The sequence below is a fragment of the Photobacterium japonica genome (assembly GCF_050337005.1).
Lineage (GTDB): Bacteria > Pseudomonadota > Gammaproteobacteria > Enterobacterales > Vibrionaceae > Photobacterium > Photobacterium japonica.
In genome coordinates this window covers 17,095-41,803 of the sequence record NZ_JAKJSN010000011.1, presented here as the reverse complement: position 1 = coordinate 41,803, position 24,709 = coordinate 17,095, and the positions used below count along the sequence as shown (strand labels likewise).

Genomic DNA, 24,709 nt, shown 5'->3' with positions numbered 1-24,709 from the left:
TGTTACATCATGACGACGTCAAACTGCTCTTGGATGTACAGCGGCTCTGCTTTGATTTTCACTTGTTTACCAATGAAAACTTCCAGCTCTGCCAATGCGTGAGACTCATCGCCCACCAAGGCATCCGCCACTGCAGGAGAAACATACACCACGAAGCGATCCGCATCATACGCACGGTTCACTCGCGTGATTTCACGTAAGATCTCGTAGCATACGCTTTCCACGGTTTTCACCGTACCACGTCCCTCACAGCTTGGACAGGTGCCACACAAGACATGTTCAATGCTTTCACGCGTACGCTTACGGGTCATTTCCGCCAAGCCGAGCTGCGTAAAGCCGTTGATATTGGTTTTCACGCGGTCATACGACAACGCCTGCTCTAAGGCACTCAACACGCGACGCTGGTGATCGTCTAACGCCATATCAATGAAATCAATAATGATGATCCCACCAAGGTTACGCAGACGCAGCTGACGTGCAATCGCTTTGGTCGCTTCAATGTTGGTGTTGAAGATGGTCTCTTCCAAATTGCGGCGACCTACAAACGCACCGGTATTGATGTCGATCGTCGTCATTGCTTCTGTTTGATCAATGATCAAATAGCCGCCGGACTTCAACTCGACTTTACGATCCAGTGAACGCTGAATTTCATTCTCAGTGTCATACAGATCAAAGATCGGCTGTGACCCGGCATAATATTCCAGCTTTTCACTCAACTCGGGCACAAACTCATCGGTAAATTCTTTGAGCTTTTCAAAGCCCAAACGGGAATCCACCAAAATGCTGTCCAATTCGGTGCCGACAAAGTCACGCAAAATACGCTGCGCCAACCCCAGCTCACCATACAGCATCGACTTCGGCTTGTACTTCGCACGGCGTTCCAGCACTTTGCGCCACAAGTGCTTCAAGAATGCGGCATCTTGTGCGATTTCGTCTGAACTTGCCCCTTCCGCGGCAGTACGAATAATAAAGCCGCCAAGATCGTCACAATACGCGTTCACCACGCTCTTAAGACGCTCTCGTTCTTTTTCACTTTCAATACGTTGCGAGACACCCACGTGGCTCGCCCCAGGCATAAACACCAAGTAACGTGATGGCAATGTCACGTCTGTCGTCAGACGCGCCCCCTTGGTACCGAGGGGATCTTTCACGACCTGCACGACCAGATCCTGCCCCTGGCGAACCAGTTCAGAAATGTCGCGCACCTGAAATTGTTGTTTTTCGTTTTCTGCTACACATTCCGTGTGCGGCACAATGTCTGATGCATGCAAAAAAGCAGCTTTATCAAGGCCAATATCCACAAATGCGGCCTGCATGCCCGGTAACACGCGACTCACGCGACCTTTGTAAATATTGCCGACGATACCGCGCTTGGATTCACGTTCAATATGAACTTCCTGCAGCGTACCGGCCTCAATCATCGCAACGCGCGTTTCGCTCGGCGTTACATTAATCAGCAGCTCTGTGCTCATGGTTGCCTCTAATTTGATAAACTTAAAAAGTTTTGAACCATGATGTCGGTTTCCACTAACGGTAACCCCACCACAGCGTAATAACTGCCATCGATACGCTCGACAAACTTGCCGCCAATCCCCTGAATGCCGTAACTACCGGCTTTATCTTGGGGCTCTCCGCTTTGCCAATAGGTCGCGATCTCGTGATCGGACAACGTTTTGAACCACACATCTGTGATCACAAGTTGCGTCTGCTGCTGTGCCTGAGTGGCAAGGGTCACGGCGGTCATCACTTGATGGCGACGGCCGGATAATAACTGCAGCATGCGTTGGGCATCGGCAAAATCATGGGGTTTTTCAAGGATGGTTTCATCCACCACGACAATGGTATCGGCCCCGAGAACCGGGTGACTATCGGCCACTTCGGCCACCCCTGCCATCGCTTTTTCTCGCGACAGGCGCTGGACATAGTCTGCAGGCGCTTCGCCGGCTTGATGCTGTTCTTCAACATCGACCACAACCCGTTCAAAACGATAGCCTAATTGGGTGAGAAGCTCTTTACGGCGAGGCGAACCGGAGGCCAGATACAGTTGTGGCGTCGACATGATATCACTCATACAGTTTGGTGTGATAAATCAATGCGATCCGTCCAATTTCATTCGATGTATAGGATCACACCCTAGCATCGAACAGATCGCATTGGGAATATTATTTAACGAATTGAGAGCTTACGACGCATTCGCCGTAACAGCAGAAATAACCATGGCCACAACAGGAAGTTTAGCAGCACGGCCCAGAGTCTTTCCGGATCAAAACTGATCACTGACACCAGATACTCCGCCCAGAACTCCACCAGTTTGCCGCCTAACGTCAGCAAAGCAATGAGGATGGCCTGTTGCCACAATGAGAGATTCCGCAACACCTGAAAATTCAATGCCACGATATAGCACAGCACCGACATCATCAGCCCGCGCACGCCCAACGTGGAGCCCAACATCAGATCCCACAATAACCCGAGCACCAATGCGGTACCTACATTCACCCGATGCGGCAGTGCCAGCACCCAGTAAAACGTTATCAGGATCACCCATGACGGACGGAAGGGTTCCAACTCACCCGGCCAAGGCGCAGCTTGTAAGATCAAGGCCACTAAAAACGACAGCCAAATCCAAAGACGGCCATGAGCTCGACTATTTGCCACCCGCAAAGTCTCCATCTGTCAGGGTTTCACGTTCGGTCGGCCACACTAACAACAGGTAGCGCAGGCGATCAAACTGTACCGTGGGTCTTGCCTTGATTTGCGCAAACGGCCGTTTGTTATCAAACGAAAATTCCGTCACATGCGCCACCGGATACCCTTCGGGATATCGCCCGCCTAATCCGGAACTGACCAGCAGATCCCCCACTTCAATGTCGGTACTGCTTGGGACGTGTTCCAATTGGATCTGATCGATCTGGCCACTGCCGGACGCGATCACGCGAATGTCATTACGCACCACTTGCACGGGAATGGCATGGCTCGGGTCAATCAGCAAGAGCACGCGACTGTTGTGCGCCCCCACGTACGAAACTTGTCCGACGATCCCTTTTTCATTGATCACCGGTTGGCCTTCATACACGCCATCGACACGCCCTTTATCAATCATCACTTGATGACTATAAGGGTCAGAATCCACCGCCATCACTTCGGCAATTAATTTCTTTTCGTCACGCACAAACGGGGAGCCTAATAGCTCTCGTAAACGTTGATTTTCCTGTTTCAATTGCTCAAGCAATAAGACATCGCTCTGCTGCACCAATAAGTCACGCTGTAAGGCTTTATTTTCGGCCAATACGCGGCGGTGCGAACTGAACTGTCCAGAGACGCCATCAAGAAAATCACGCGGCAAGTTCGCTGCATATTGCAACGGCGCAATCGCCGTATTCAGCAAATAACGGACATTGGCGAAGGCATCAAGACGACTGTCGGCCAGCATTAAGCCAACCGACAGTAAAATGGCAAGAAACAGGCGCAGTTGCAGGGAAGGCCCCCTGCCAAAGATAGGTTTCATGTAACGCTATAACCTGTTTATCGATATGCCCGAACGGGCATTATTCTTCGCTGAATAGATCGCCACCGTGCATGTCGATCATTTCCAGTGCTTTACCGCCGCCACGCGCGACGCAAGTCAATGGCTCATCGGCCACGACCACTGGAATACCGGTTTCTTCTGTAAGCAGACGATCAAGATCACGCAATAGCGCACCGCCGCCTGTTAGCACCATACCGCGCTCTGAAATATCAGACGCCAGCTCTGGTGGACACTGCTCAAGCGCAACCATCACCGCTGACACGATACCGGTGAGTGGCTCTTGCAATGCTTCAAGAATTTCGTTTGAGTTAAGCGTAAAGCTACGTGGCACACCTTCAGCAAGGTTACGGCCGCGCACTTCGATTTCACGCACTTCATCGCCCGGGTACGCCGAACCGATTTCATGCTTGATACGCTCAGCGGTCGCTTCACCGATCAGGCTGCCGTAGTTACGGCGCACGTAGTTAATGATCGCTTCATCGAAACGGTCACCACCAATACGGACAGAAGACGAGTACACCACACCGTTCAGTGAGATCACCGCCACTTCTGTGGTACCACCACCGATATCGATCACCATCGAGCCGGTCGCTTCAGACACAGGCATGCCCGCGCCGATCGCAGCCGCCATTGGCTCGTCAATCAAGTACACTTCACGTGCACCTGCACCTTGTGCGGATTCACGGATCGCACGGCGCTCAACTTGGGTAGAACCACAAGGAACAGCCACAAGTACGCGAGGGCTTGGACGCAATAAGCTATTGTCGTGAACCTGCTTGATAAAATGCTGCAGCATTTTTTCTGTCACATAAAAGTCCGCGATGACACCGTCTTTCATCGGGCGGATCGCCGCGATATTGCCCGGAGTACGGCCAAGCATCTGCTTGGCATCATGACCGACTGCGGCCACGCTTTTTGTTGCTCCAGCACGATCCTGACGGATCGCCACTACTGATGGTTCATCGAGAACGATGCCCTGTCCTTTGACATAAATAAGGGTATTGGCGGTACCCAAGTCAATAGACAGGTCATTAGAAAACATGCCACGAAGTTTTTTAAACATAGTCTTCGGCTAATCCTGCAAGATCACAAATTCGTTAAATTGCGCTAAATGTATCAAGGGGGGCGGATCGAGACAAGGTAAGCTTTGTCAAACCTGCCACAGATCGTCATTTTATTTACGGCAGCCTAAAATTCATGCCCTTTTCCCCCCGATAGATAACACGATCGTTACCCCGATACGTCCCAAACGTCACCAACGCTGACGGGTTTTCGTCACCTTGTTGACGCCAGTTGTATAACAACCACGGCTGCGATTCGCCGTTGCGATCGACCGCGCCTGGCTCACATAAGATAACGGGATCATTGGCCGCCTCCCGTGCGGGCGTTTGATCCACCAACTTCTGCCAAAAACGGGTTTGCTCACGGTACTGCGGCAGATCATGCGGGTGTGCCAATAATTGGCCTGACGCGGCAACGCCCTTCTCCACCACTCCGCCCCCTGACATGAGGGTATCACTGTCGACACTGGTATCAGACTGCATCAGGATCTGCTTACAGTAATACTGGCCATCAAAGGCAGAAACGTTATCCTCGTCATGCGCCATGAACGCGCTGCCGTTCCAGTGCTCTACCCTTAGCGGGATCGCCAGTGGAGTGCCGGCCCGTCCTGCGGTGTCATCCATCACCATACGACCATAACGCGTGGTAAAGGTTGCAAATGATTTAGCAGGGAAAGTATCACTGCATACGCTGCCCACCTGACAGTTAAAGACCTTTATCTTAGGTTCGTCCAATACCGGACAACCAATTTGTGAACAATTGTCCGATTCTTGAGGGGCGATCCCCAAGCTCACGCGATACGGCCCATCCGGTTGTGTGGTTCCAAACCGACTCGCAGCAACGCCTTGTATCACATTTAAACGGGTAAAGAGCAAAGGTGCGGTTGGCACGATAATGGCTTCTTGTTCCCAGTTGCGCTGCCAACCGTTTCCCGCCACACGGTCCCATTCAGAAAAATCCATCCGCTCCGTCAGACGATTGCCTGTACCGTCAGGGGTATTCTGCGCGACCGCAACCACTTGGATCCCGATTTTATTCCCCGCTGAAAAATGCCCGTAGTTATAGGTCGGTTCACGCTGTTGATTGAGTGCCTGTACCTTTAACCGGCCATTTAACGGCTGATTCATGTACACAAAACCCTGCCCCTTGGGATACGTCATACCACTTTGGTTCGGATCCACCGCCATGAACTTAGGATAAAAACGTCCGACGGGACGATAACCGACATTCACTTTCATGTCTAAGTACGTACCGTCCACTCCCGCTCGCAGTTGGATGCTGCCTACTTCGTTCCAGCTGGCATAAAACGGGTTATTCACTATCTGCTGATGCGACAATGATTGACTGGTCAAGACCCCAGGTCGCGCACCTATCACATTCGGCGAATGCGGCTTAGCATTGTTTCCCGCTGGGATCGACAGCTGCACGGTCGCGGCTGGTGCCTGTGCATGATAAAAATTCGTGGTTTCCTTTCGCCCACACAGGTTGCGCGTATCGACCAACTTGGTCGCATCACCATTAGGATCGATGTTGTCCTTACCGGCATCACTCTCTGTCCATATCACCGGTTTTACACGTGTGGCAAACCGTTCCCCTGCCGCCACAAACGCGTTTTCCGTATTCGAAGCCGTTCCTTTCGCTTGCTCAATGGAAAGGGCATCGGGGGCATCACACAAAGCAAACGTATAGGGACGTGATTTAATGGATAAGGATCCGGTGATCCCTTGCCAGTTTTCTGGAATACGAAATCCCATACGTTGAGAGGCTGGAAGCACCGCACAATCTGATGTTGTACATCGCTCATCAGTCATGGCTAGACGCACTTTACCCGCATCAAGATAACGCAGTTTGGCTTTCGCTTTACCACTGACAAAGGACAAAATGATCTTATCTTTCTGCCAATTATCCGTATTCTGAGGAGCCAGTTCGACAGGCTTACTCCCCGAACTTGGCGCGTCATACAGTGTGTTCAACGTCAGTTCTCGACGACCTTCATAGCCCTTCGCGACATTCTCATCGTTATCGGATGGGGATGACGGAGTGGCGCACGTCAACGCTCTGATCTCTACGTCTTGCGGTTTACCCGCCACCAACGGAATCTCGCCCTCCGCGATTTCAAACCCATAAGGGACAAACAAGAAAGTACCGATGTCAGTTTTCTTATCATCCGTCGATAGGGTTGCCGTCACGGTGATGTTGCCGATGTAATTACTGTTGAGCCACAGTGTTTTCTGCCCATGAATCGGAGTGATTTCTCGGCGGTCTTTCGCATCACCCAGTGATTGACCATCATTTTCAGCGGTAAACCACTCCGCTTTATTGGCATTAGTCAGCGACGTAGAAAGGTTAATTTGGCCGGTATAGTCGGTAGCTACTTGCCCATTTTTATCGAGGACCCGCACCGTCACTTTCTGGCGATCACAGGTGAGGGATTCGTCTTTTTCGGGCGTGACTTCAATGAAGTATTCTTTGGGGGCGAAACACACACTGTCACCAATGACCTGTGACTCTTCTGTCATCTGTAACTGACACGACGTGATAGCACCACGAATGAAAGTTTCATTGGATAACGTCACAGGACCTCGTGAATAAATACGCCCTCGTACTCGTCCAGCATTATTCAAGTTGACTGCGTAATCCAGCGCGACTTCGGGAGGAAAGCTCGGCCCATGTACCAAAGGCAAGGGGCATGATTTAGCTTTTTGATAACTACCATCATGTGTATTTTCAATGTAATACGCAAGAATCGTTAAATTATCTGTCGCCTGATTAGTATTGATCGCCGCACTCGCTTGAAGACGATATTTAACATGAATAACAACATGCCCAATAATGGTTAAATTCCCTCCTTCGATAAGGTTAAGACTATCAAACCAATACTCGCCTTCAGGCAAAACCAGATGCCCGTTTTTATTTACAACGATACCTTCATGATAAGAGTTTATCCCCCGAAAATAGGTTCCCGGCAATGCAGTATACGTTTCACCAGAAGCAACTATTTTAGAGTAAATGTGCCCTGTTTTCGGAGCCTCCCATGTCAATAAACGGTTTTCCGCCATTTTCCCGTTTAAAAGACACTTTTTAGATACCTCATCAAATTCGCATTGGCCGAAAATATTCGTATCTGGCTCAAAGCCAGTACTATCGGGATATAAGTCATTAACGATTTGATTGCTAAAACCGATTTGATGATCCTTTGCATCTATAATCACACTGGCACGGCTCGATGTATGATAATTATTTTTATTACCCTGCCACGTCTGTACTGGCCCCGGAAATAACTCACAATAATTCGCAGAATCAATTAATATCGCGAATGCAGGTGTGCTCAATAATCCCCAGATCATGACCAGCAACCACGCAGCATATCGTTTCATCATCTTATTCAATCTCTTTTGCCCACACTTCCTGCACACGGGTTGTCGCCAATGCCCCCGTCCCACAGGTCGCGGTACTTTCTAACTGATAACGGTGAGCTGTTTGCCCTGCACCGTTTTGGTATTCCATGGCCTGACACGTCACTGTCACCTGCTGGCAGGAAAACGCGGCAGCCGACAAGGTGTACGTTTTACACGCTGTCGCATCGGCATCGTGACGCCCGAGGGGAAACAACTGGCTGAGCACATATTCATTGCCCGAATGGGCGGCATACCATGCACGGGTGGCAAACACTTCATGCGTCGTGGTGGTTTGACTGGTGCTGTCGATACGGATCATCGCCGCCGCCAACAGTCCCATTACGGTGATCAGAAAAATTGCCACGATCAAGGCACTGCCGCGCTGGCGACGATAAGACACCGAGGGACGTACACTAAAGGACATTTAACACCTGCACCGTATGATCATAACGAAAGGCCTCATCACTGCGCGGGTCAACCGTACGCAAACGCACGTGCACCATGCCGTTGTTTTCCAACCCGGCACTCAAGGCGGTGATCTCAAACATCGCCACATGGTTCATGATTGGCGTCGCGGTGCTGGCTTGCTCCCGCACCAATTGGTGGCCCCTTTGACAATAACGCACTGCATCACCATAAACGTAAACGCGCTGCGCTGGCGAACGGGAGGCCAACGGCTTCGCTAACCGTACCCACACTTTCGACGCATCACCATTCTCATCCGGCGTCACACCTTGAATACGAAAATCAGGGTTATCGTACTCTGCAGCATTTGCAAGGCCAACGGCCAAGGCTAAGCTTCCTTTCGGTAACGCCACCCAGTCATCCACTGAACCGAGAGTCGGCACCACCTGCAACGGCCAAGCATCGGCGGCTCCCACATAAAAGCCCGCTGCAACAATCGGATAAAACGCGATGCAATGCTGCCCATTGATAATCTCTCGAGAGGCACTGTTCGGCGCGGCATGGCGAAGTTCACGGGTCATTTTTTCCAGCGCAAAACGGGCTTCACTTTGAAAACGCTCCCGGCTGACGGTACTGACATACCCTTGCGCCCCCCATTGCAAATAGCTCCCAATGCCCAGCACGATAATGCCAAGGATCACCACCGACACCACCATTTCAATCAGGGTAAATCCGCTCAGTGCCGAACGTGACGGGCATGATTTCCGCTTCGCCATTAATAGTTACTCCGGTAGGCGACCACGTCATACTGACCATAGCGACCCGTATCCACCGTCACGGTGATCCGCTTGTGGCGCAGTGCCTGTTCCAGTTCCTGTGCAGCACTCTGCCCGTTCACAGGCTGTAAGCCGGTGTCGTAACGCACATCCACGGTGACGGTCATGTTCTTGTAATCGTCCAAGCGGCCACTGTGATCATCGAGCAAGGTTTCGATGAATCCTCGCCACGGATAACGTGTTGCGTCATCACGCTGTTGGCACAAAGACAGCTCTCCCCAACAGCCGTGAAAGTCATCGACATCATTGGCCACCGAAGGCACTAAGCCGTAACCCAATGGCAGGTTGCTGTTCGGATCACGATATTCAAAATATTCCATCGCGTGATCTTTTGGCCAAACGCCGTTCGCCTCCGGCACGCTGCACGTAACAATCTTATCGTCTTGACCGACTTCACCACAGCGCACCCGACTGTCACCATAAGGATCGGAGAATTCATCAAACTGGCGGGCAAGCATCTCATTGAGGAAGGCATTGGCGATCGCAGCCGCGCGCGCCTGATAATACGGCGTGACGGAACGCTCAGCCTGCGGAAACAGGAAACTGGTCATCGTGACCATAGCGATAGCCAAGATCACGATGGCGACAATGCTTTCAATCAGGGTAAAACCACGCGACGCCGTGATGCGGGAAACTATCTTACGGGAAGAGGCATATGAACGAGGCACCGGACTAAATCGCGCAGTCATTGATCAGCCCCTCGGCGTTAATGCACAACATGGCTTGTTCGCCATTCTTGGCTGTGATCGCAATTTCACAACGGTTGGGGGTACAGGCACGTTGAAACGGGTTTGTCTCGACCGTCATTGGGCGACCGAGCCAGTCAAAGAAGAGTGTCATACTCTGCCGTGCCGGTTGGCTCACGCGAAAGCTCACCTGATCGCGTTCAGCGATCAAAAAACGCGTTGCCGAATGTGCACCAGAACAAGCGGGGGCACCGAATTTATCAGGACGAATTTGCAGTGCCACACAGTATGTCGGCGTTTGTGGGTTATTCACCACATCCATTCCTTCACGCTGGATCTGACGCGCTAACGCAATGGCTTGGTCACGCACCACGATGGCATCAAAACTGCTGCGCCCGATCAGGCGTGACGAAGCGGTGACCGCCAGGATCCCGAGCAAGATCACCACCACGATCAGTTCAATCAGCGTAAAGCCTTGTTGTACGGCCCGAGGAGCAGGATGAAGGGGCATGAATCACCCGAAAAGAAGAGAACCTATTGCCATAAGCCACCACCGATGATGGCTTCTGGCAATAGAGCTCCGAAGAGCTCTATATGGCAATTAATTAGTAGCTGCGTTACAACCAGCACCAAAAGTAATTTCGGTTTTAGCTGGCGTATTCTCATCAACCGCTTGTGTATAAGTCACAATACATTGACCTGCAGAAGCATTACCTTTGTAAGTATATGCAATCTTATTACCAGTAATAGAAGTATCATGCTTCCAATCATCAAGACCGTTAACAACCTTATTCAAAGCTGCGGATGTTGCTTGTGGATAACCAAAAGCAATAGGAATTGCACCTTGAGTGGTGGTTGCTGAACTAACCGTTTCTTGCCCTTCAATTGCAGCACGACCATACGTAATCGCTGCCGCACCATCAATCGCGCCTTTCAGGCCTTGTAATGAGCTTGCGCGCGCATCATCTTGCAGGTTCAAAAAACGTGGGGCAGCGGTCACGGCCAAAATACCCAGGATCACGATAACCACTACCATCTCAATCAGCGTAAAGCCGCCTTGACGTTTCATAACATTCTCCATTTACATTCAATAGTACGCTTAGCGTATGTCAGTCTGCACCAAACCCTTGGCAGGCTGGTAAGTAAAGTAATGACCCGAGGTCACATTGGTAGAGCCACTGCCATCACTACCGGCAGAGGCCAATTGGTAGTAACGACAAGCATTCTGGCTGTCTTCAACGACAAGATCGGTAAAGAACAGAAAATCGCCCTCAGGTACATCGGCGGCAACGCGGGTGACTTTAGGCGGGTTTTGCAACAAATTGTCCATCAGAGCCACGCAATCATCCGCGGTCATCGATTCCACGGTTTTACTGGACAAAGCGATCGGGTAACCGATGCTGGGAGAGGGCACATCACTGGCTTGGGTCAGAAAGAAATCGGTGCCGTCATAGCTGACATTGTTACGCCCGTCGGTTTGTGGACGCCCATACGCTTCCCACTGGGCACGCACAGATAGCACCGCGGTCGCATACCCGCCCGCGACACCTTCAATGGCGGCTTTCTTGGCTTCATCTGTCACGTTCAAAAAGCGCGGCAAGGCAGCCACGGCCAAGAGACCGACCACGATGATCACAATCACCAATTCCACTAACGAGAAACCCGTTTGCTTTTTCATTCTTCCCTGAGCCCGATTTTAATTTGTCAAATCAACACCGCTACTCTTGGAAGGGCGTCAAAAAATTGCTGATGAATATTGTCTCATTTTCATAAAATAATGCCACACCTTTTCCATCTTCAAGCTGGTAATAACACGAATTATAATAGATTGATCTCACTTCATTTTTTTCAACCACCTTCGTGTATTTAACCGGTTGAATACGGGATGACAGCAAAACCCATGTTTTACCACAATCAATTCGCCCATTATGGGATACTACCGGCCATCCTTTTTCCGTAAAGGAATAATGAATACCTCCTAGCGATGCATCTACTGGCTTGTTTTCAATTTCCCATTTTTGACGCAAACTGACCGCGCTACGCCACAATGTCTGCGTCAGCAATTTGACACGCGTGGCGTCTGTCGCCTGTTGCAAACGGGGCCATTGGGCGAATAAAGCCGCTACGATCACCACAATCAGCAACAACCACACCATCAATGGGGCATATTCCCGTTTAAGCGCCGCGCGCGACATCGAGCAGCCCCCACATCGGCAAGAAGATCCCCAACGCCAGCATCAGCACCATGCCCGCCACCACCAGCAATAACAGGGGCTCAATCTTGGCCGTCAGGGTTTTGAGATCGTAATCGACTTCACGATCATAGAAATCGGCGGCTTCGAGCAACAGTTCGTCCACCTGACCGGTTTCTTCCCCAACCGCGATCATTTGCAGCACTAACGGGGTAAAGACGCCAGATTGGCTGGCGGTATTGGCAATGCTGTTACCCCCTTCAATCCCTTGTTTCATTGCAATTAAACGGTTTTCCAAATAGCGGTTGCCTAGGGCTTCCGCTGACATCTGGATCGCTTGGTTCAGCGGCACACCGGCACTAACCATCAAAGAAAATGTCCGGGAAAAGCGCGATAATTGGGCACGATTGATGATATCCCCCACTATCGGCGCTTTCAGTCGCCATCGATCCCAACGCTCCGCCCCTTTGGGGGTTTGACGCCATAACCGCACACCCAGCCAACTGGCAATCATGCCGCCAAGCATCAGCGGCCAGTAATTGACGAACAGGTTCGACGAACCGATCAGCATGCGGGTAGGCAAGGGTAAATCAACGCCAAAGCGGCTAAACATGGAGGAGAACTGCGGGATAACTTTGATGTTCAGCACCGCCATGGCGAGCAAAATAGCGCTGATCACAAAGGTCGGGTAACGCATGGCCGATTGAATTCGGCGGCGGGTTTCCACTTCCTGCTCGTAATACTGCGCCAATTGCAGCAGCAAGGTATCCAAGCGGCCGGTGTTCTCACCGACACTGATCATCGACACAAACAGGCCAGAGAAAACCCGTGGATGCATTTTCATCGCGGCTGACAGGGATTTACCGTTGGTCAACTCAATCACCACCGATTCCAAGGCGCTTTTGAGCAGTGGATGACTGGCGCTTTGGCTCAAGCCGCGCATCGATCGCAGCAACGGCACGCCGGCTTTGGTCAGGCTGTACAGCTGACGACAGAAGATCACCAACACATCCAATGGAACGGGGCGCTTGAACATCGACTCCCAGTCCATGTTTATCGCCTGCGCCGGACGGGCGCGGATCTCTAACGGGATGATCCCTTGGCGGATCAAGTTGTCGCTCGCCGCATCGGCTGAGGCGGCGTCAATCTGGCCGCGCAGCAGCTCGCCTTTGCTGCCACGGCCACGGTAGGTAAAGACCGGCATGGTTATATCCTGCTTCTTTTTTGGGGGGCGGTGTGTGTCTTACTGTCGGTTACACGAATTCATCGCCTTCACCCAGCATCAACACTTCCTCAATGCTGGTGATCCCCTCTCGGGCCAAGGCCATCGCTGACTCCACCAAAGGTTGATAGCCCTCAGACAAGCGCGCTAACTGACCAAACAACACGGTATTGCCGGCTCGCAGGGCGTCCATCATTTCAGGGGTCATTTCCAACAATTCAAACACCCCGACACGTCCACGGTAGCCGGTAAAGTTACAACTCTGGCACCCTCGCCCACGGTGGAAACGCTGTAGCCTCGCCTCTGGAAAACGGGCAGCCAGCCACTGTTGTTGTGCGGGTTCGAGCGTGGCCGGTTCATGGCAATCACGGCATACCCGGCGGATCAAACGCTGCGCCAACACGGCACGCACCGCACTCGCGACCAAATAACCGGGCGCTTCCATGTCGATCATGCGCAAGGCACTGTCGATCGCATCATTGGTGTGCAACGTAGACAGCACAAGGTGACCGGTTAACGCCGATCGCAAACCGATTTCCACCGTTTCCTGATCACGCATTTCCCCGACCAAAATGATATCGGGGTCCTGACGCAAAAACGTACGCAAAATGGTCGAGAAGGTCAGGCCGATCTTGTTGTTCACCTGCACCTGATTCACACGAGGCAAACGGTATTCCACCGGATCTTCGGCGGTGATCAGCTTTTTTCCCGGCTTGTTCAGTTCATTCAACGCCCCATACAAGGTGGTGGTTTTACCCGAACCGGTTGGCCCGGTCACCAGGATCATGCCGTGAGGGCGGCGTAATTGGCGACGGAAGCGCTGCAGAATATCCGCAGGCATGCCGACTTGATCCAAACTCAGGATCCCCGCCGATTGATTCAGCAAACGCATCACCACCGACTCGCCATGTTGCACGGGCATGGTCGACAAACGCACATCCACCGACTGGCCACGTACTTTCAGGTTGAAGCGACCATCTTGCGGCAGTCGCTTTTCTGAAATGTCTAAACTGCTCATCAGCTTCAGGCGCAATACCAGCGCCGAAGCGACACCCGATTCATTGATCAGGGTTTCATGCAGGACGCCATCGATCCGCTGACGGATCCGCAACACATCGCTGTCAGGCTCAATGTGAATATCCGACGCGCCGACCTGAATCGCATCTTCAAACAGCGAGTTGATCAACTTCACCACGGTGACATCGTTGCTGTCATCGTCGTCAAGGCCAAAGCTGTAGTCCGCAATGTGCTGATGCTCAGCCTGCAGCTGCTCGGCAAACGACACGATTTCTTGGGTACGGCGATAATAGCGATCAAACGCAGCAATCAACTGGCGTTCTGGGGTGACCACCAATTCGACCCGGTAATCCCCCAGCTGGTTATACAAGGCTTCTTGCGCCGCCAAGTCGGCCGGATCACTCATGGCGACCCGCACGGTGCCATCGCGCTCCCCAATCACCAAGGCACGCAAGCGTCGGGCATGCACTTCAGGCAATAACGTGACCGCTTCCAGATCCACCGAGACCCGGTTGAGATCCACCAAAGGAATGTCTAACTGGCGTGACAAGAACTGCAGCATTTGCTGCTCACTCAAGAAGCCCATGCTGATCAGGGTATCGCCCAGTTTGCGGCCGCTCGACTGCTGGTTATCCAGCGCCTGCTCTATCTGCTCGGCCGTGACGATGCCTTCTTCAATCAGCAGATCCCCAAGGCGTTTGCGTAATCGGATTGGCACGGTTATCCCTTCTGACTGCTCAGCACCGCTAAGCGCTGCTGAATAAATTGTTGTGATTGGTTGGAAATTTGCCCCATCAGCAAGGCTTGCTGATAGGCATGGCGCACTTTTTCCGTCGTGATTGGCGTACTGTGCGCCGTTGAGGTACTTGACGCTTGGCTGCGCTCCAAGGCGATGCCCAAGCCCATCCACCAACGACCATCATACGGGTGATCCGCGACCAAGCGCTGGTAGCTGCTCAAAGCCAATGCGGGTTGATGCAATTGCTGGGCGAGCGCCCCTCGCATGGCCAGATAACGGCTGTTACCGTCTTTCGGTAACGCATTCAAGACACTCAAGGCCGCCTGCTGTTGCGACTCATTGACCAGCAATTTGGCCAAGGTCACCCGTAATTCAGACTGCCCGCTATCGAGCTGTAAGCCTTGTTGTAATACGGCCATGGCACGGCGCGTATCCTGACGGCCGTAATACAAGGCGGCCAGTTTTTGACGCGCGAGCACCCAGTGCGGCCGATATGCCAGTGCCGCTTCCAAGGCCGTCATGGCGTTGCGGCTGTCCCCTTGCTTCAGGGCCTTCTCGGCTTTTTTGTATTCCAGTTGTGCCAAGGCTGCTGCGTCGAGGTCCACGGTTTCAATGGTTAATCCCGCAGGCGAAGTTGGCGTTTTTTCTGCCTCCGGCTCTGTTGTTTTTTTAACTGGCTTTTCCGCCACGCTCGGCTGAGAAGGTGCCGCTGGCTTTTCTACAATCGGCTTCACTACAATCCGCTTATCGATACTCGGCTTATCGACACCTGGCTTGTCCACCGAGAGAACTTTCAAGGCAGTTTCTTTGACCACAGGTTGTTCCACCGGAGATGGCTTCACCGCCGGTTTGTCTGCGGTGGCGTTTTCCTCGGTAACGTTTTCTAAAACAGGCGGCGCGACGTCCATGGCTTCAGACGCAGTTTTAGGTGTAACAGCAACCTCAACCGGAAGCGCAGTCTGCAGATCTATTTGTGAATCACTTTGTGCATCGCTCTGCGAAGCAATAGGTAGCTTTGCAGGCAAGTCTACAGGTTTCGTCGCGACTGCCGTTTGAGTCGGTATTTCCGTCGATGCTGTTGACCGTGCTGTCATCGAGAGCGCAGGCTCAACAGGTGCCGTTTCCGTCCGGCTTGCCGCCGATCCCAACCACCAGCCAATCACACCCGTCAGGCTCATCGCCAACACACCCAGCCCCAACCAACGCCATGAAACAGCGCGAGGCAACGGCTTGATGATGGCCGGTTGTAAATCAGACAGCGTCACACCTTGCTTCTGGCTCAATGCCTGCAGCTTTTTATTTAATTCACTCATGTGGCTACTGCCATCCCCATAAAACGGGGTACGTCCAGCGCGGCTGGCGCGCACCCACGGTATCTCGTATCGCCATCAGTACCGCAGCGCGGTTGGCCTCATCCCGCCGATCACTGCATGCGGCCAATAAGGCTTTATGGCACAACTGATTGATCAAACGTGGGATCCCTTGGCTGGCCCGCCAAATGGCTTTATACAACGCCACCTCAAACAACGGCTGATAGCAGCCGGATTTCGCTAAACGATGCTCAATATAGGCCACGGTTTCTTCTAATGTCAGCGGTCGTAGCTCACTGCGAAAGGTGATCCGCTGACGAAACTGGCGCAGGTGATGTTGCGCCAGACGGCTATCCAATTCTGGCTGCGCGAATAGCACAATATGCAGCAATTTATCCTGTTCGGTTTCGAGGTTGCCCAGCAGACGAATGGCTTCCAGCGCATCGTCGGGCAAGGCTTGCGCCTCATCGATCATCACCACGACGGCACGGCCGGCCGCTTTACGTTGCAATAAGGTCTGCTGCAACTGCTCAATCAATCGGGCTTCATCGTTCAACGCGACACGAACCGATTCAGCATCGACACACGCGAGCCCTAACTCACGCGCCAACGCCAAACGTAACGCGTGCCCCGATGACGCCGGCGTCGGCAAATAGGCCAGATCCATATGCGCAGGCAGACGGTTGATCAGCATGCGGCAGACCAAGGTTTTGCCCGTGCCGACTTCCCCGGCGATCTGAATGATCCCTTCGCCCATGCGCAAGGCAGACAAGGTGGTTTCAATCGCTTCGAGGTGCGGTGGCAAGGCATGAAAAAGTTGGGTGTTGGGTGTCAGACCGAACGGGGCTGACACCATATTGAAATGGGTTTGATACATGGTTTATCCCTCGCTTGGGAACCACTCGTTCACCAAAGCGCGGGAACGTTCAATTTCCTGCTGCCACGTTTGCTCACCCACTACCGTCGGCTTCAGCAAAATGACCAGTTCGGTCTTGGATTGCAGTTTATTCACGTTGCGGAACAGGTGACCCAATGCCGGGATATCGCCCAACAGTGGCACTTTGCTCACCTGATCAATCGTGGACGTTTTCATCAAACCGCCAATCACCACCACATCGCCCGAGCGGGCATAAATGATAGAGTCCGATTCACGGATAGAGCTTTTTGCTAACGGCAATTTGTAGGTGCCAAACGAGTCGCCCAAGGCAATGTCACGCACTTCGGTTTCTACATCGACCACCGCCGGGTGCACATGCAGTAACACACCGCCGTCGTTATCTATTTGTGGCGTCACATCCAGCGAGATCCCGGAGAAAAACGGCGTCAATTCAATGTCTGGTGAGGCACTGCCACCGTCACTGTTCACTTCCCCGCCCGAAATATCGGTCACGAAATACTGATCGCTACCCACCTTGATCACTGCTTTCTGGTTATTGGCCGCCGTGACACGCGGGCTCGACAGCACATTGAGATCCCCTTGGGTATCTAAGAAGCTCAACACCGCCTCAAAATTACCGTCTGAAATCGTGATGTTGGTTTGCCCGCCCAGCAACGCGGAAATCGCATTGCCGCCCGGCAAGGTATCGCCCACCGAGGGGCGACCGAAAATCACGTCGGTGCCGCCCAGCGTTTTGGTGATGTTGCTCCAATTCACGCCTTGCTGATAACCATCACTCAAGGTCACTTCCATGATCTTGGCTTCCAATACCACTTGGCGTTTGAGGCGTTCTTGTGACATCCCCAAAAAGGTTTTCACTTCACGCAACTCATTCGGGAAAGCACGCACCGAGATCAAACTGGCTTGTGGCGACACCACAATGCTACGCCCTTCGCCAGCCCCAATCATGGCCTGTACCGCCAACTCTAACTGACGCCAGAAATCACTTTCCGACACGGTTTCAATGGTGGTACCGCCAGTGGTCGTGCTGCTGCCTTTGCTATTACCACTGTCATTGCCACTATCGCTGCTGCCGCCACCGGTGTCTCCGTTGGTGATCGAACCGGTGGTCAGTGAGGTCAAGGACACGCCACGACGCTGCAGCTGCAAGTAATCCACCGGGATCACTTCCGTGCGCAGCGTGGCGGGAAACACTTGAATGATATTGCCCTGACGGGTGGTATGGTAGCCGTAGATATCAGAGACCACGCCCAAGACCTCATCGAGTGTCACGTCACGCAATGACAACGACAAACGGCCTTTCACATCGGGATGGATCACCATGTTAAACGGCGTGCCTTTCACCAAACTGCCAAAGAAGGCTTTCGCATCCACATTGTGGGCGTTGACGCGAAAACGTTTTTCCATCGGCAGCGCGGAGATCGCATCTTGACCGGTGATGATCGGCATCAAATCGGCATTCACGGAATCGGGCAACGCCATCAGCGGCCGGCTGTGAGCCTCATTGGCGGCTTGATTCAGCGCCCCTTTCACTGCCACCGGATCGCGGTGTCCCATATTGGCAGCACATCCTGCCAAAGAAGCAATGAGCGCTACTACGACTAATCCACGCATATTAATCACTTCTCGTTCTATTCTGTTATGACGTTATCGGCGAACAAACGCAGTCGCCACTGACGACCACCGCGCGCTAACCGTACTTCGTCTTCTGTGATGGCAGACAAGGTGTATCCCTGAATGCGGGCGCCTAGCGCCAGCGTGCGGCCATTTAAAATAGCGTAGCACTGCGATGCCACCGTCTCTTGGCACACAATGCTTTGTAATTGGGGCAAGCGCACCGTCTTCGTTGCACGAACGGGGGCGGTTAGCGCTTGCCAGCTTAACGGCGCGGTCGGATCATCTTGTGCAACGCTGGGCGGTGTAAATACACTCGCTAGCACCACCACGCACATTGTCGCAGCACGCTTTACCGGATTAACCACCAATGAACGCCTCACTTTCACCCAAGGTATATACCACCAATTCGACCGTCGCCCAGGGGTAGTGCTCCACCTGATAATTCAAACTTTGCCAATAATATTTCACCGGCAACGCTTCTAACTCAGCCAAATACGCAACGACATCAAAATACCGCCCACGAAAGGTGAGTTGCAAAGGATGTACGTAATAGTCTTGTGTCATATTCGCCTCACCCAACAGTTTTTTGGGCGGCAAGGTGACGAGGTTCTGCAAGACTAAGCGGGAGGAGTGATGCAAAACTTGTTCCATAAAAAGTGTCATCTCAGCAGGACTCACTAAACTGGCGATTCGATCGCCAAGTTGACTGTCCAGTGCTTCACTTTCTTGCTGAATTTGCGCGATACGTTGATCCACTTTCATATTCGGATCGGCAGAAAGTTGCCGTGCCAGCACGATCAACGCATTTCGATGAGTGACAATGGCATTGCGCTGCATCACCAAGGCACTTTGTTCGTGTGAGAGCGCCTTCATTTGCGGCTCTATCACACCGAGTATGCCCACAGACAACAACCCCACCCATCCGGTCAGGGCGATGAGCCATTGCTCTCTGCGCGTCAGGGCGGAAAATTTATCACTCCAAGCTTGCCAGTATTTCATTGTTTCATTCCTGTTGCGGCTGTCGTTGACGCCGCCTCCGCTCGCAGTGTGAACGACAATGTGTTGTCCGGCTTGCGTTCCAAGTTCATTTGCTTAAAACGGCGGTGATTCAACGCAGGATACGGCTGAAACTTTTGTACCCACGTCGGTACGGCATCTGGCGTGCGCGCCACGCCGGATAAGCTCAACTGCAACCCTGTCACTTGAATCGCTTGCAATGCAATATCGGGGCTTTTAACCTGCGCTAATTGCTGCATCATCGCCGCATAGCCCACTTGTAAACGCTGGTCATACTGACTGATCACCGCCAGCACAGCTTGTTTACTCGCTAGCTTCAACGCCAGTTGGTCGGCGCGTTGCATTTTCAACGCACTTGGGGTGCGTTGCGTTAGTGCCGATTTCGTCTGCTGAACTTGCAACTGAACTTGTGCTGATTCATAGTCAGCATCGCGTTTCTGTAGCGCCAATTGATGTTGCTGCCACCCCTGCCAGCTGGCATAACCGGATAGCACCACAGCGATAATCCCCCAGCTCATGATCATATTCGTGAAGGTCAAGATCTCGACCTTCGGGCGTAACGTATCGCTGTAAAAATTGATCCCACTTTCTGCCGGCTCAATCACTGCGGCATAGGCAATACGGAAGGCGTTGCTGTGTAAGGCCTCATGGGGCGGCTTCACGGAAACGACGTTGACACTCAGGCGCTCACTCAGTGCCTGCGCCAAACATTGATCGTCATCCCCATCACAGGACATCACTAACTGGGTGATCGGCGCATCGCGCAATTGCGCGCTGAGGAAATCGAGCGAACGTTGCAACTCCAGCGCCAAGCCATCAAGTTGCAGTGCGGTATTGATTGCGGGATCGCTATCAACCGGCAGCAGGGGCGATGCAAAGCCCCGCAACTGACGCTGAAAGCACAGGCTTTGTTGTTTAAAAGCGGATAATTGTAGGTTGTCATTGCCGCGACGATGCAGCAGCAACTGACTTTGCTGTGGGTGCGTTAACTGCCCCCACACCACTTCTTCGGCTGACACGGACAACAACGTGTAACCGGCATCAATGCAGGCTTGCGCAAGTAATTCGAGAGGACGGCGTTGGGTGCAGAATACCTGCAGGCGTTCTTTCAGTGGTGCGGTAAAGCCATCGGCCACCAAATCTTGGGGCGATTCATTAACCAGTTCACGCACCAGAAACGGCAAGGCGGTCGGGTATTCCTCGCGGGGCAGTTCCGGCTTATCAATCAGCATACTCTGATAAAGACCATGCCCCAGTACCACGCGCAGGGCGTACCCTTTTAACGGATGGCGGTCGAGTAAACGACACAGGGCTTCAGGCCACTCGGTGATCCCTTGGATCGGTTCTTCATCGGTCAGCCATGCGGCCTCCACCTGATAAACCAAGGCCAGCCGATCCGCGAACAGCGCGATGCCGGCCACAGAGGATTGCTTTTTCTGCTTTAATACTTTTATTGATAACATTTCAGGCTTCTAAAACAACTCGGCATTCGCGACGACAATGAAACAAACAGGTGTGATTTACCGCTAAAAACTGGAAGGTACGTCAAGTTTTTGGCCAGTATATCTGCGTTTACCTGAATTCGTCGTTATTTACCGAACAATTATGAGGGCTTATGAAACATATTCAGTAATTTATCATTAGAAGATGTTCTTTTTTCGACCGATAATTCAGGTGCAAAGAAGCGACCTTGTCCACCACTGACACCCAGCTGCTGTAAAACATACCACTCCTTAGCGTTTTCGACCCCAACGGCAATAACTTTAGCGTCAGTATTGGCACAAGCCCCTAGCATACTCCTGACGAATAACTGATTCTCTTGGCGCAAGTTGATTTCTCTCACCAAAGATCGATGCAGCTTGATGTAATCAATCCGAAGGTCTTTGATGTAGTGCGTGCTGACAATGGTACGGCCGGCCTGATCGACCACCAATTTACAGCCCAAGCCCACCAGCATGCGCGAGATGGGACGCATGGCATCCAGGTGTTTCACCAGTGCCCCTTCCGGGATCTCAAACGATAAACGGTTCAAGACCGTCCGTGGCGTTTGCAGCAGTTCGTTACGCAACCATTTCACGAATGATTTATCCAGCAACGCTTCAACACTGAGGTTAACCGACAGATCATCCGTTGCGGTCTCTTGCTTGAGCAGCCGCAAGGTTTGAGCGACCACCAGCTTATCCATGCGGGCACTGAACCCGACTTGTTCGACGGCACGCATAAAGCGCGACGCTTTGATCAAGATGCCGTTTTCATCCCGGATCCGAGACAGTAATTCACGGTGCAGCACCTGCTCATCCAACATGACAACCGGCTGTTGATACAAGATAGGGCCTTCCCGATTAAAAATGGTATCGAGCAGAGTTCGCCAGCGCACACTGCCTCGTGCATCCTCAAATTGCTGATCTTTCTTGAACGCATACCAACTATTCGTGCCTTGCAACTGCGCGCTGCGTAGCGCCATATCGGCTTCATCCATCACACGGCCACGGCGCTCCCCACTGGTGCAGAAGGTCACTCCGATGTGACACCAGTTATCCGGTTCTAACGGCGTCGCGGGCACTAAACGGTCAAGGGCATGCATGATCTGGTTGGTGAACAGTTTGACTTCTTTCACCGATTGCTGGGACAGCAAAATGGCAAACTCGGCATCAAAGTAACGGGCTAACACGGTATCTGGGTAGCGCTGTACCAGATTAGACAGGATCACCCCGACATCTTGGATCAGCTCATCGGCCACTTCACGGCCCCGATCGCTAACCAGTTCATCCCAGTCGGCAATGCGGATCACAATCACCGCGCCGTGGTTTTCCTGATCTTGCAGCATCGATTGCAAGCGGCTATCAAACAACACGCGGTTCGCCGCGCCCGTCAGTTGATCCAAAAAAGTGTGGGTACGAATGAAGGTATCAAACCGGCTGCGCTCTTGGCGGGCATCTTTGAGCTCGGCGATCATCAGATCCAAGGCTAGGCTGGCGGTGCCCGGCCACTCATGATCGTCGCCGATCGCATTGTCATCCACGCGACCGGCCAAGATCATGCGCCCACGCTGTTCCAATAACTCTGAACCGTGCAACTGACGACGCAGCCAGTCGACACCCCAGATCAGCCCCAGAATGATGATCCCAATGGCTAAACTGATAGAGGACATCGCCCCGATGGAATAAGCAAACTCGGTATAGGGCGGCAACGATTGCAGACGGACGTAAAAGCCGGGGTTATGTTTGAGGGTGTATTCACTGTGGTGGAGAATGCTGGGATCGGGCAATTTATCCAGCCCTTTGAAGGCATACACCACCCCTGTCTCGCTGCCGATTTCCAACGCGGTCACATTGCTGGCTTTCAACAATTTGGGCAGCCAACGGGACATCGATATCGCCCCCTCGGGCGCGGCCATTTCCTGATCGATCACCTCGACGATCCCATCTAAATAATGGGTGAGATAATCCTGGCCCAGCTTACGAAAACTGAATGCGCCGCCAATGAAAATGACAAAGATGGCGCAAATCACAATCAATGTAACGAAGGCAACCAACCGGTTGCTGAGCTTCATGCCCGATGCTTTTCTCATAGTCCGCCAAAATCAGTCAATGTAATCCCTGTCTTCCCACAGCATAAAGCGCAATGTCAGCCTCAATACGGACAGGAAACGGCCTTCAAAATACCATTCTCTGCCACACAATGTCAGTGCCAAGATCGACTATTTCCCCTTTCATCACGCCCTAAACGGCGGAGAAAAACACTTTCGCGGTAAAGCAATCATGTTACTGTTAGCCCTTCATCCAACAGGGCGTCATCACACGCCACGGGTACTTCGAGGGGAAGCAAGATTACATGGACTGGATCACGTGCACAAAAAGCTTTGTCATGGTTGTCGATCAAGGCTCACTGGCACAAGCCGCGACCCGGCTCAACACGTCAAGTTCCGCATTGTCAAAGCGGCTCGCCTGGCTGGAAAAACAACTCGGTGTCCAACTCCTCAAGCGCACCACTCGCAGTTTAACCATGACCGATGCCGGGCGTTTGTTCTACCAACGCAGTGCACGACTGCTGGATGACTGGCAACAATTATTAGCAGAAACCACCTCCACGTACGGGGATGTCAGCGGCGTCTTACGCATTGGTGCGCCCCTTGCGACAGGCAGCCGTTTATTGGTGCATTATTTGGCGGAATTCATCGAAACCTACCCCAATATTCAGGTCGAATTGCACACCATTACGCCCGGCCAGCTGCCGGATCTCAACTTGGATGTGTTCATCAGTAAAACCCTGACCGATTTCAACTCCGCCAGCTATATCGCCACGCGGCTGTTTGATTTCCAGCCGGGCTTTTACGCGGCGCCCAGTTACCTTGAGGGCAAGCCGTGCATTGCAACGGCAGAACAATTGATGCAGCACAACTGTTTGCTCTTTGGCACCCATGGTCATGAGCAAGAACACGTGTTTGAGAATAACGTGCGTTTGCGGCTGAAAGGCAATTTCACCACGCAAAACCCGGAAGCTTTATTGGCGGCGGCGGTGGCGGGAATGGGGATCATTTTAGTCGGGGAAAACACGGTACGCCGAGAGCTGAGCAAAGGGTTACTGGTGCCGGTATTACCAACGTTACGCCAGCCAGTCAATTCCGCTTACGCCTATTACCCGAAGCTGGACTACAACCACGTCAAAACCAAGCTGTTCATTGATTTCATCAAAGCCAAAGCCAAACCCGTGAGTGAGTGAGAGGATAAGGAATAACAAAAAACAGTTGATAATGATTCTCAGTTACATTTAAATGGTGACAC

At 52.4% G+C, this 24,709-nt stretch carries 23 protein-coding genes; 1 reads left to right on the top strand and 22 read right to left on the bottom strand.

Annotated elements, in window-relative coordinates; translation table 11 throughout:
- Positions 1-2 precede the first annotated feature (2 nt).
- The 22 genes from rng to csrD all read right to left on the bottom strand — a co-directional run bounded on the left by rng (position 3) and on the right by csrD (position 23,496).
- Positions 3-1,472, bottom strand: a complete 1,470-nt coding sequence (gene rng, locus L4C36_RS03865; protein ID WP_428476470.1) for a ribonuclease G — start codon at positions 1,470-1,472, stop codon at positions 3-5.
- An 8-nt stretch (positions 1,473-1,480) separates the two neighbouring features.
- Positions 1,481-2,059 carry a Maf family protein gene (locus L4C36_RS03860; RefSeq protein ID WP_428476469.1) on the bottom strand — a complete coding sequence of 193 codons (579 nt, stop codon included), beginning with the start codon at positions 2,057-2,059 and terminating at the stop codon, positions 1,481-1,483.
- Between the two features lie 107 nt (positions 2,060-2,166).
- Positions 2,167-2,655, bottom strand: a complete 489-nt coding sequence (gene mreD, locus L4C36_RS03855) for a rod shape-determining protein MreD (RefSeq protein ID WP_428476468.1) — start codon at positions 2,653-2,655, stop codon at positions 2,167-2,169.
- The gene (gene mreC, locus L4C36_RS03850; RefSeq protein WP_428476467.1) at positions 2,645-3,505 is read right to left on the bottom strand and encodes a rod shape-determining protein MreC; all 861 of its coding nucleotides are present in this window, start codon (positions 3,503-3,505) and stop codon (positions 2,645-2,647) included. The genes mreD and mreC overlap by 11 nt, the downstream gene beginning before the upstream one ends.
- A gap of 40 nt (positions 3,506-3,545) precedes the next feature.
- Positions 3,546-4,589: a rod shape-determining protein gene (locus L4C36_RS03845; RefSeq protein ID WP_281026299.1), complete on the bottom strand. Its 1,044-nt coding sequence runs from the start codon at positions 4,587-4,589 to the stop codon at positions 3,546-3,548.
- A 115-nt stretch (positions 4,590-4,704) separates the two neighbouring features.
- A complete protein-coding gene (locus tag L4C36_RS03840; RefSeq protein ID WP_428476466.1) occupies positions 4,705-7,164 on the bottom strand; it encodes a DUF6701 domain-containing protein in 2,460 nt (819 codons plus the stop codon).
- Positions 7,165-7,969: 805 nt separating this feature from the next.
- Positions 7,970-8,410 carry an MshP protein gene (locus L4C36_RS03835; RefSeq protein WP_428476465.1) on the bottom strand — a complete coding sequence of 147 codons (441 nt, stop codon included), beginning with the start codon at positions 8,408-8,410 and terminating at the stop codon, positions 7,970-7,972.
- Positions 8,400-9,167 carry a PilW family protein gene (locus L4C36_RS03830; RefSeq protein WP_428476464.1) on the bottom strand — a complete coding sequence of 256 codons (768 nt, stop codon included), beginning with the start codon at positions 9,165-9,167 and terminating at the stop codon, positions 8,400-8,402. Before L4C36_RS03830 ends, L4C36_RS03835 begins: the two co-directional genes overlap by 11 nt.
- The gene (locus tag L4C36_RS03825) at positions 9,167-9,916 is read right to left on the bottom strand and encodes a type IV pilus modification PilV family protein (RefSeq protein WP_428476463.1); all 750 of its coding nucleotides are present in this window, start codon (positions 9,914-9,916) and stop codon (positions 9,167-9,169) included. Before L4C36_RS03825 ends, L4C36_RS03830 begins: the two co-directional genes overlap by 1 nt.
- Positions 9,900-10,424 (bottom strand): prepilin-type N-terminal cleavage/methylation domain-containing protein, encoded by a 525-nt coding sequence (locus tag L4C36_RS03820; protein WP_428476462.1) that lies wholly within the window; start codon positions 10,422-10,424, stop codon positions 9,900-9,902. The genes L4C36_RS03825 and L4C36_RS03820 overlap by 17 nt, the downstream gene beginning before the upstream one ends.
- Positions 10,425-10,514: 90 nt before the next feature.
- Positions 10,515-10,982 (bottom strand): type II secretion system protein, encoded by a 468-nt coding sequence (locus tag L4C36_RS03815; protein ID WP_428476461.1) that lies wholly within the window; start codon positions 10,980-10,982, stop codon positions 10,515-10,517.
- A 30-nt stretch (positions 10,983-11,012) separates the two neighbouring features.
- Positions 11,013-11,591 carry a prepilin-type N-terminal cleavage/methylation domain-containing protein gene (locus tag L4C36_RS03810; protein WP_428476460.1) on the bottom strand — a complete coding sequence of 193 codons (579 nt, stop codon included), beginning with the start codon at positions 11,589-11,591 and terminating at the stop codon, positions 11,013-11,015.
- A 40-nt stretch (positions 11,592-11,631) separates the two neighbouring features.
- Complete coding sequence (locus L4C36_RS03805; protein ID WP_428476459.1) at positions 11,632-12,108, bottom strand: hypothetical protein; 477 nt, start codon at positions 12,106-12,108, stop codon at positions 11,632-11,634.
- Positions 12,089-13,309 (bottom strand): type II secretion system F family protein, encoded by a 1,221-nt coding sequence (locus L4C36_RS03800; protein ID WP_428476458.1) that lies wholly within the window; start codon positions 13,307-13,309, stop codon positions 12,089-12,091. Before L4C36_RS03800 ends, L4C36_RS03805 begins: the two co-directional genes overlap by 20 nt.
- Before the next feature lie 49 nt (positions 13,310-13,358).
- Positions 13,359-15,062, bottom strand: coding sequence for a GspE/PulE family protein (locus tag L4C36_RS03795; protein WP_428476457.1), 1,704 nt, complete (start codon positions 15,060-15,062; stop codon positions 13,359-13,361).
- A gap of 2 nt (positions 15,063-15,064) precedes the next feature.
- Positions 15,065-16,396: a tetratricopeptide repeat protein gene (locus L4C36_RS03790; protein ID WP_428476456.1), complete on the bottom strand. Its 1,332-nt coding sequence runs from the start codon at positions 16,394-16,396 to the stop codon at positions 15,065-15,067.
- Positions 16,397-16,400: 4 nt separating this feature from the next.
- Positions 16,401-17,270, bottom strand: coding sequence for an ExeA family protein (locus L4C36_RS03785; RefSeq protein ID WP_428476455.1), 870 nt, complete (start codon positions 17,268-17,270; stop codon positions 16,401-16,403).
- 3 nt (positions 17,271-17,273) lie between these two features.
- Entirely contained in the window at positions 17,274-18,905 is a 1,632-nt protein-coding gene (gene mshL / locus L4C36_RS03780; RefSeq protein ID WP_428476454.1) for a pilus (MSHA type) biogenesis protein MshL, read from the bottom strand.
- A gap of 17 nt (positions 18,906-18,922) precedes the next feature.
- The gene (locus tag L4C36_RS03775) at positions 18,923-19,273 is read right to left on the bottom strand and encodes an MSHA biogenesis protein MshK (protein WP_428476453.1); all 351 of its coding nucleotides are present in this window, start codon (positions 19,271-19,273) and stop codon (positions 18,923-18,925) included.
- Complete coding sequence (locus L4C36_RS03770) at positions 19,266-19,907, bottom strand: MSHA biogenesis protein MshJ (protein ID WP_428476452.1); 642 nt, start codon at positions 19,905-19,907, stop codon at positions 19,266-19,268. The genes L4C36_RS03775 and L4C36_RS03770 overlap by 8 nt, the downstream gene beginning before the upstream one ends.
- A complete protein-coding gene (locus L4C36_RS03765) occupies positions 19,904-21,388 on the bottom strand; it encodes a PilN domain-containing protein (RefSeq protein ID WP_428476451.1) in 1,485 nt (494 codons plus the stop codon). The genes L4C36_RS03770 and L4C36_RS03765 overlap by 4 nt, the downstream gene beginning before the upstream one ends.
- Positions 21,389-21,528: 140 nt before the next feature.
- Positions 21,529-23,496 (bottom strand): RNase E specificity factor CsrD, encoded by a 1,968-nt coding sequence (gene csrD, locus L4C36_RS03760; protein WP_428476450.1) that lies wholly within the window; start codon positions 23,494-23,496, stop codon positions 21,529-21,531.
- A 263-nt stretch (positions 23,497-23,759) separates the two neighbouring features.
- Here csrD and L4C36_RS03755 point away from each other — a divergent pair, with 263 nt between their 5' ends.
- A complete protein-coding gene (locus L4C36_RS03755; RefSeq protein WP_428476449.1) occupies positions 23,760-24,647 on the top strand; it encodes a LysR family transcriptional regulator in 888 nt (295 codons plus the stop codon).
- Positions 24,648-24,709: the final 62 nt, after the last annotated feature.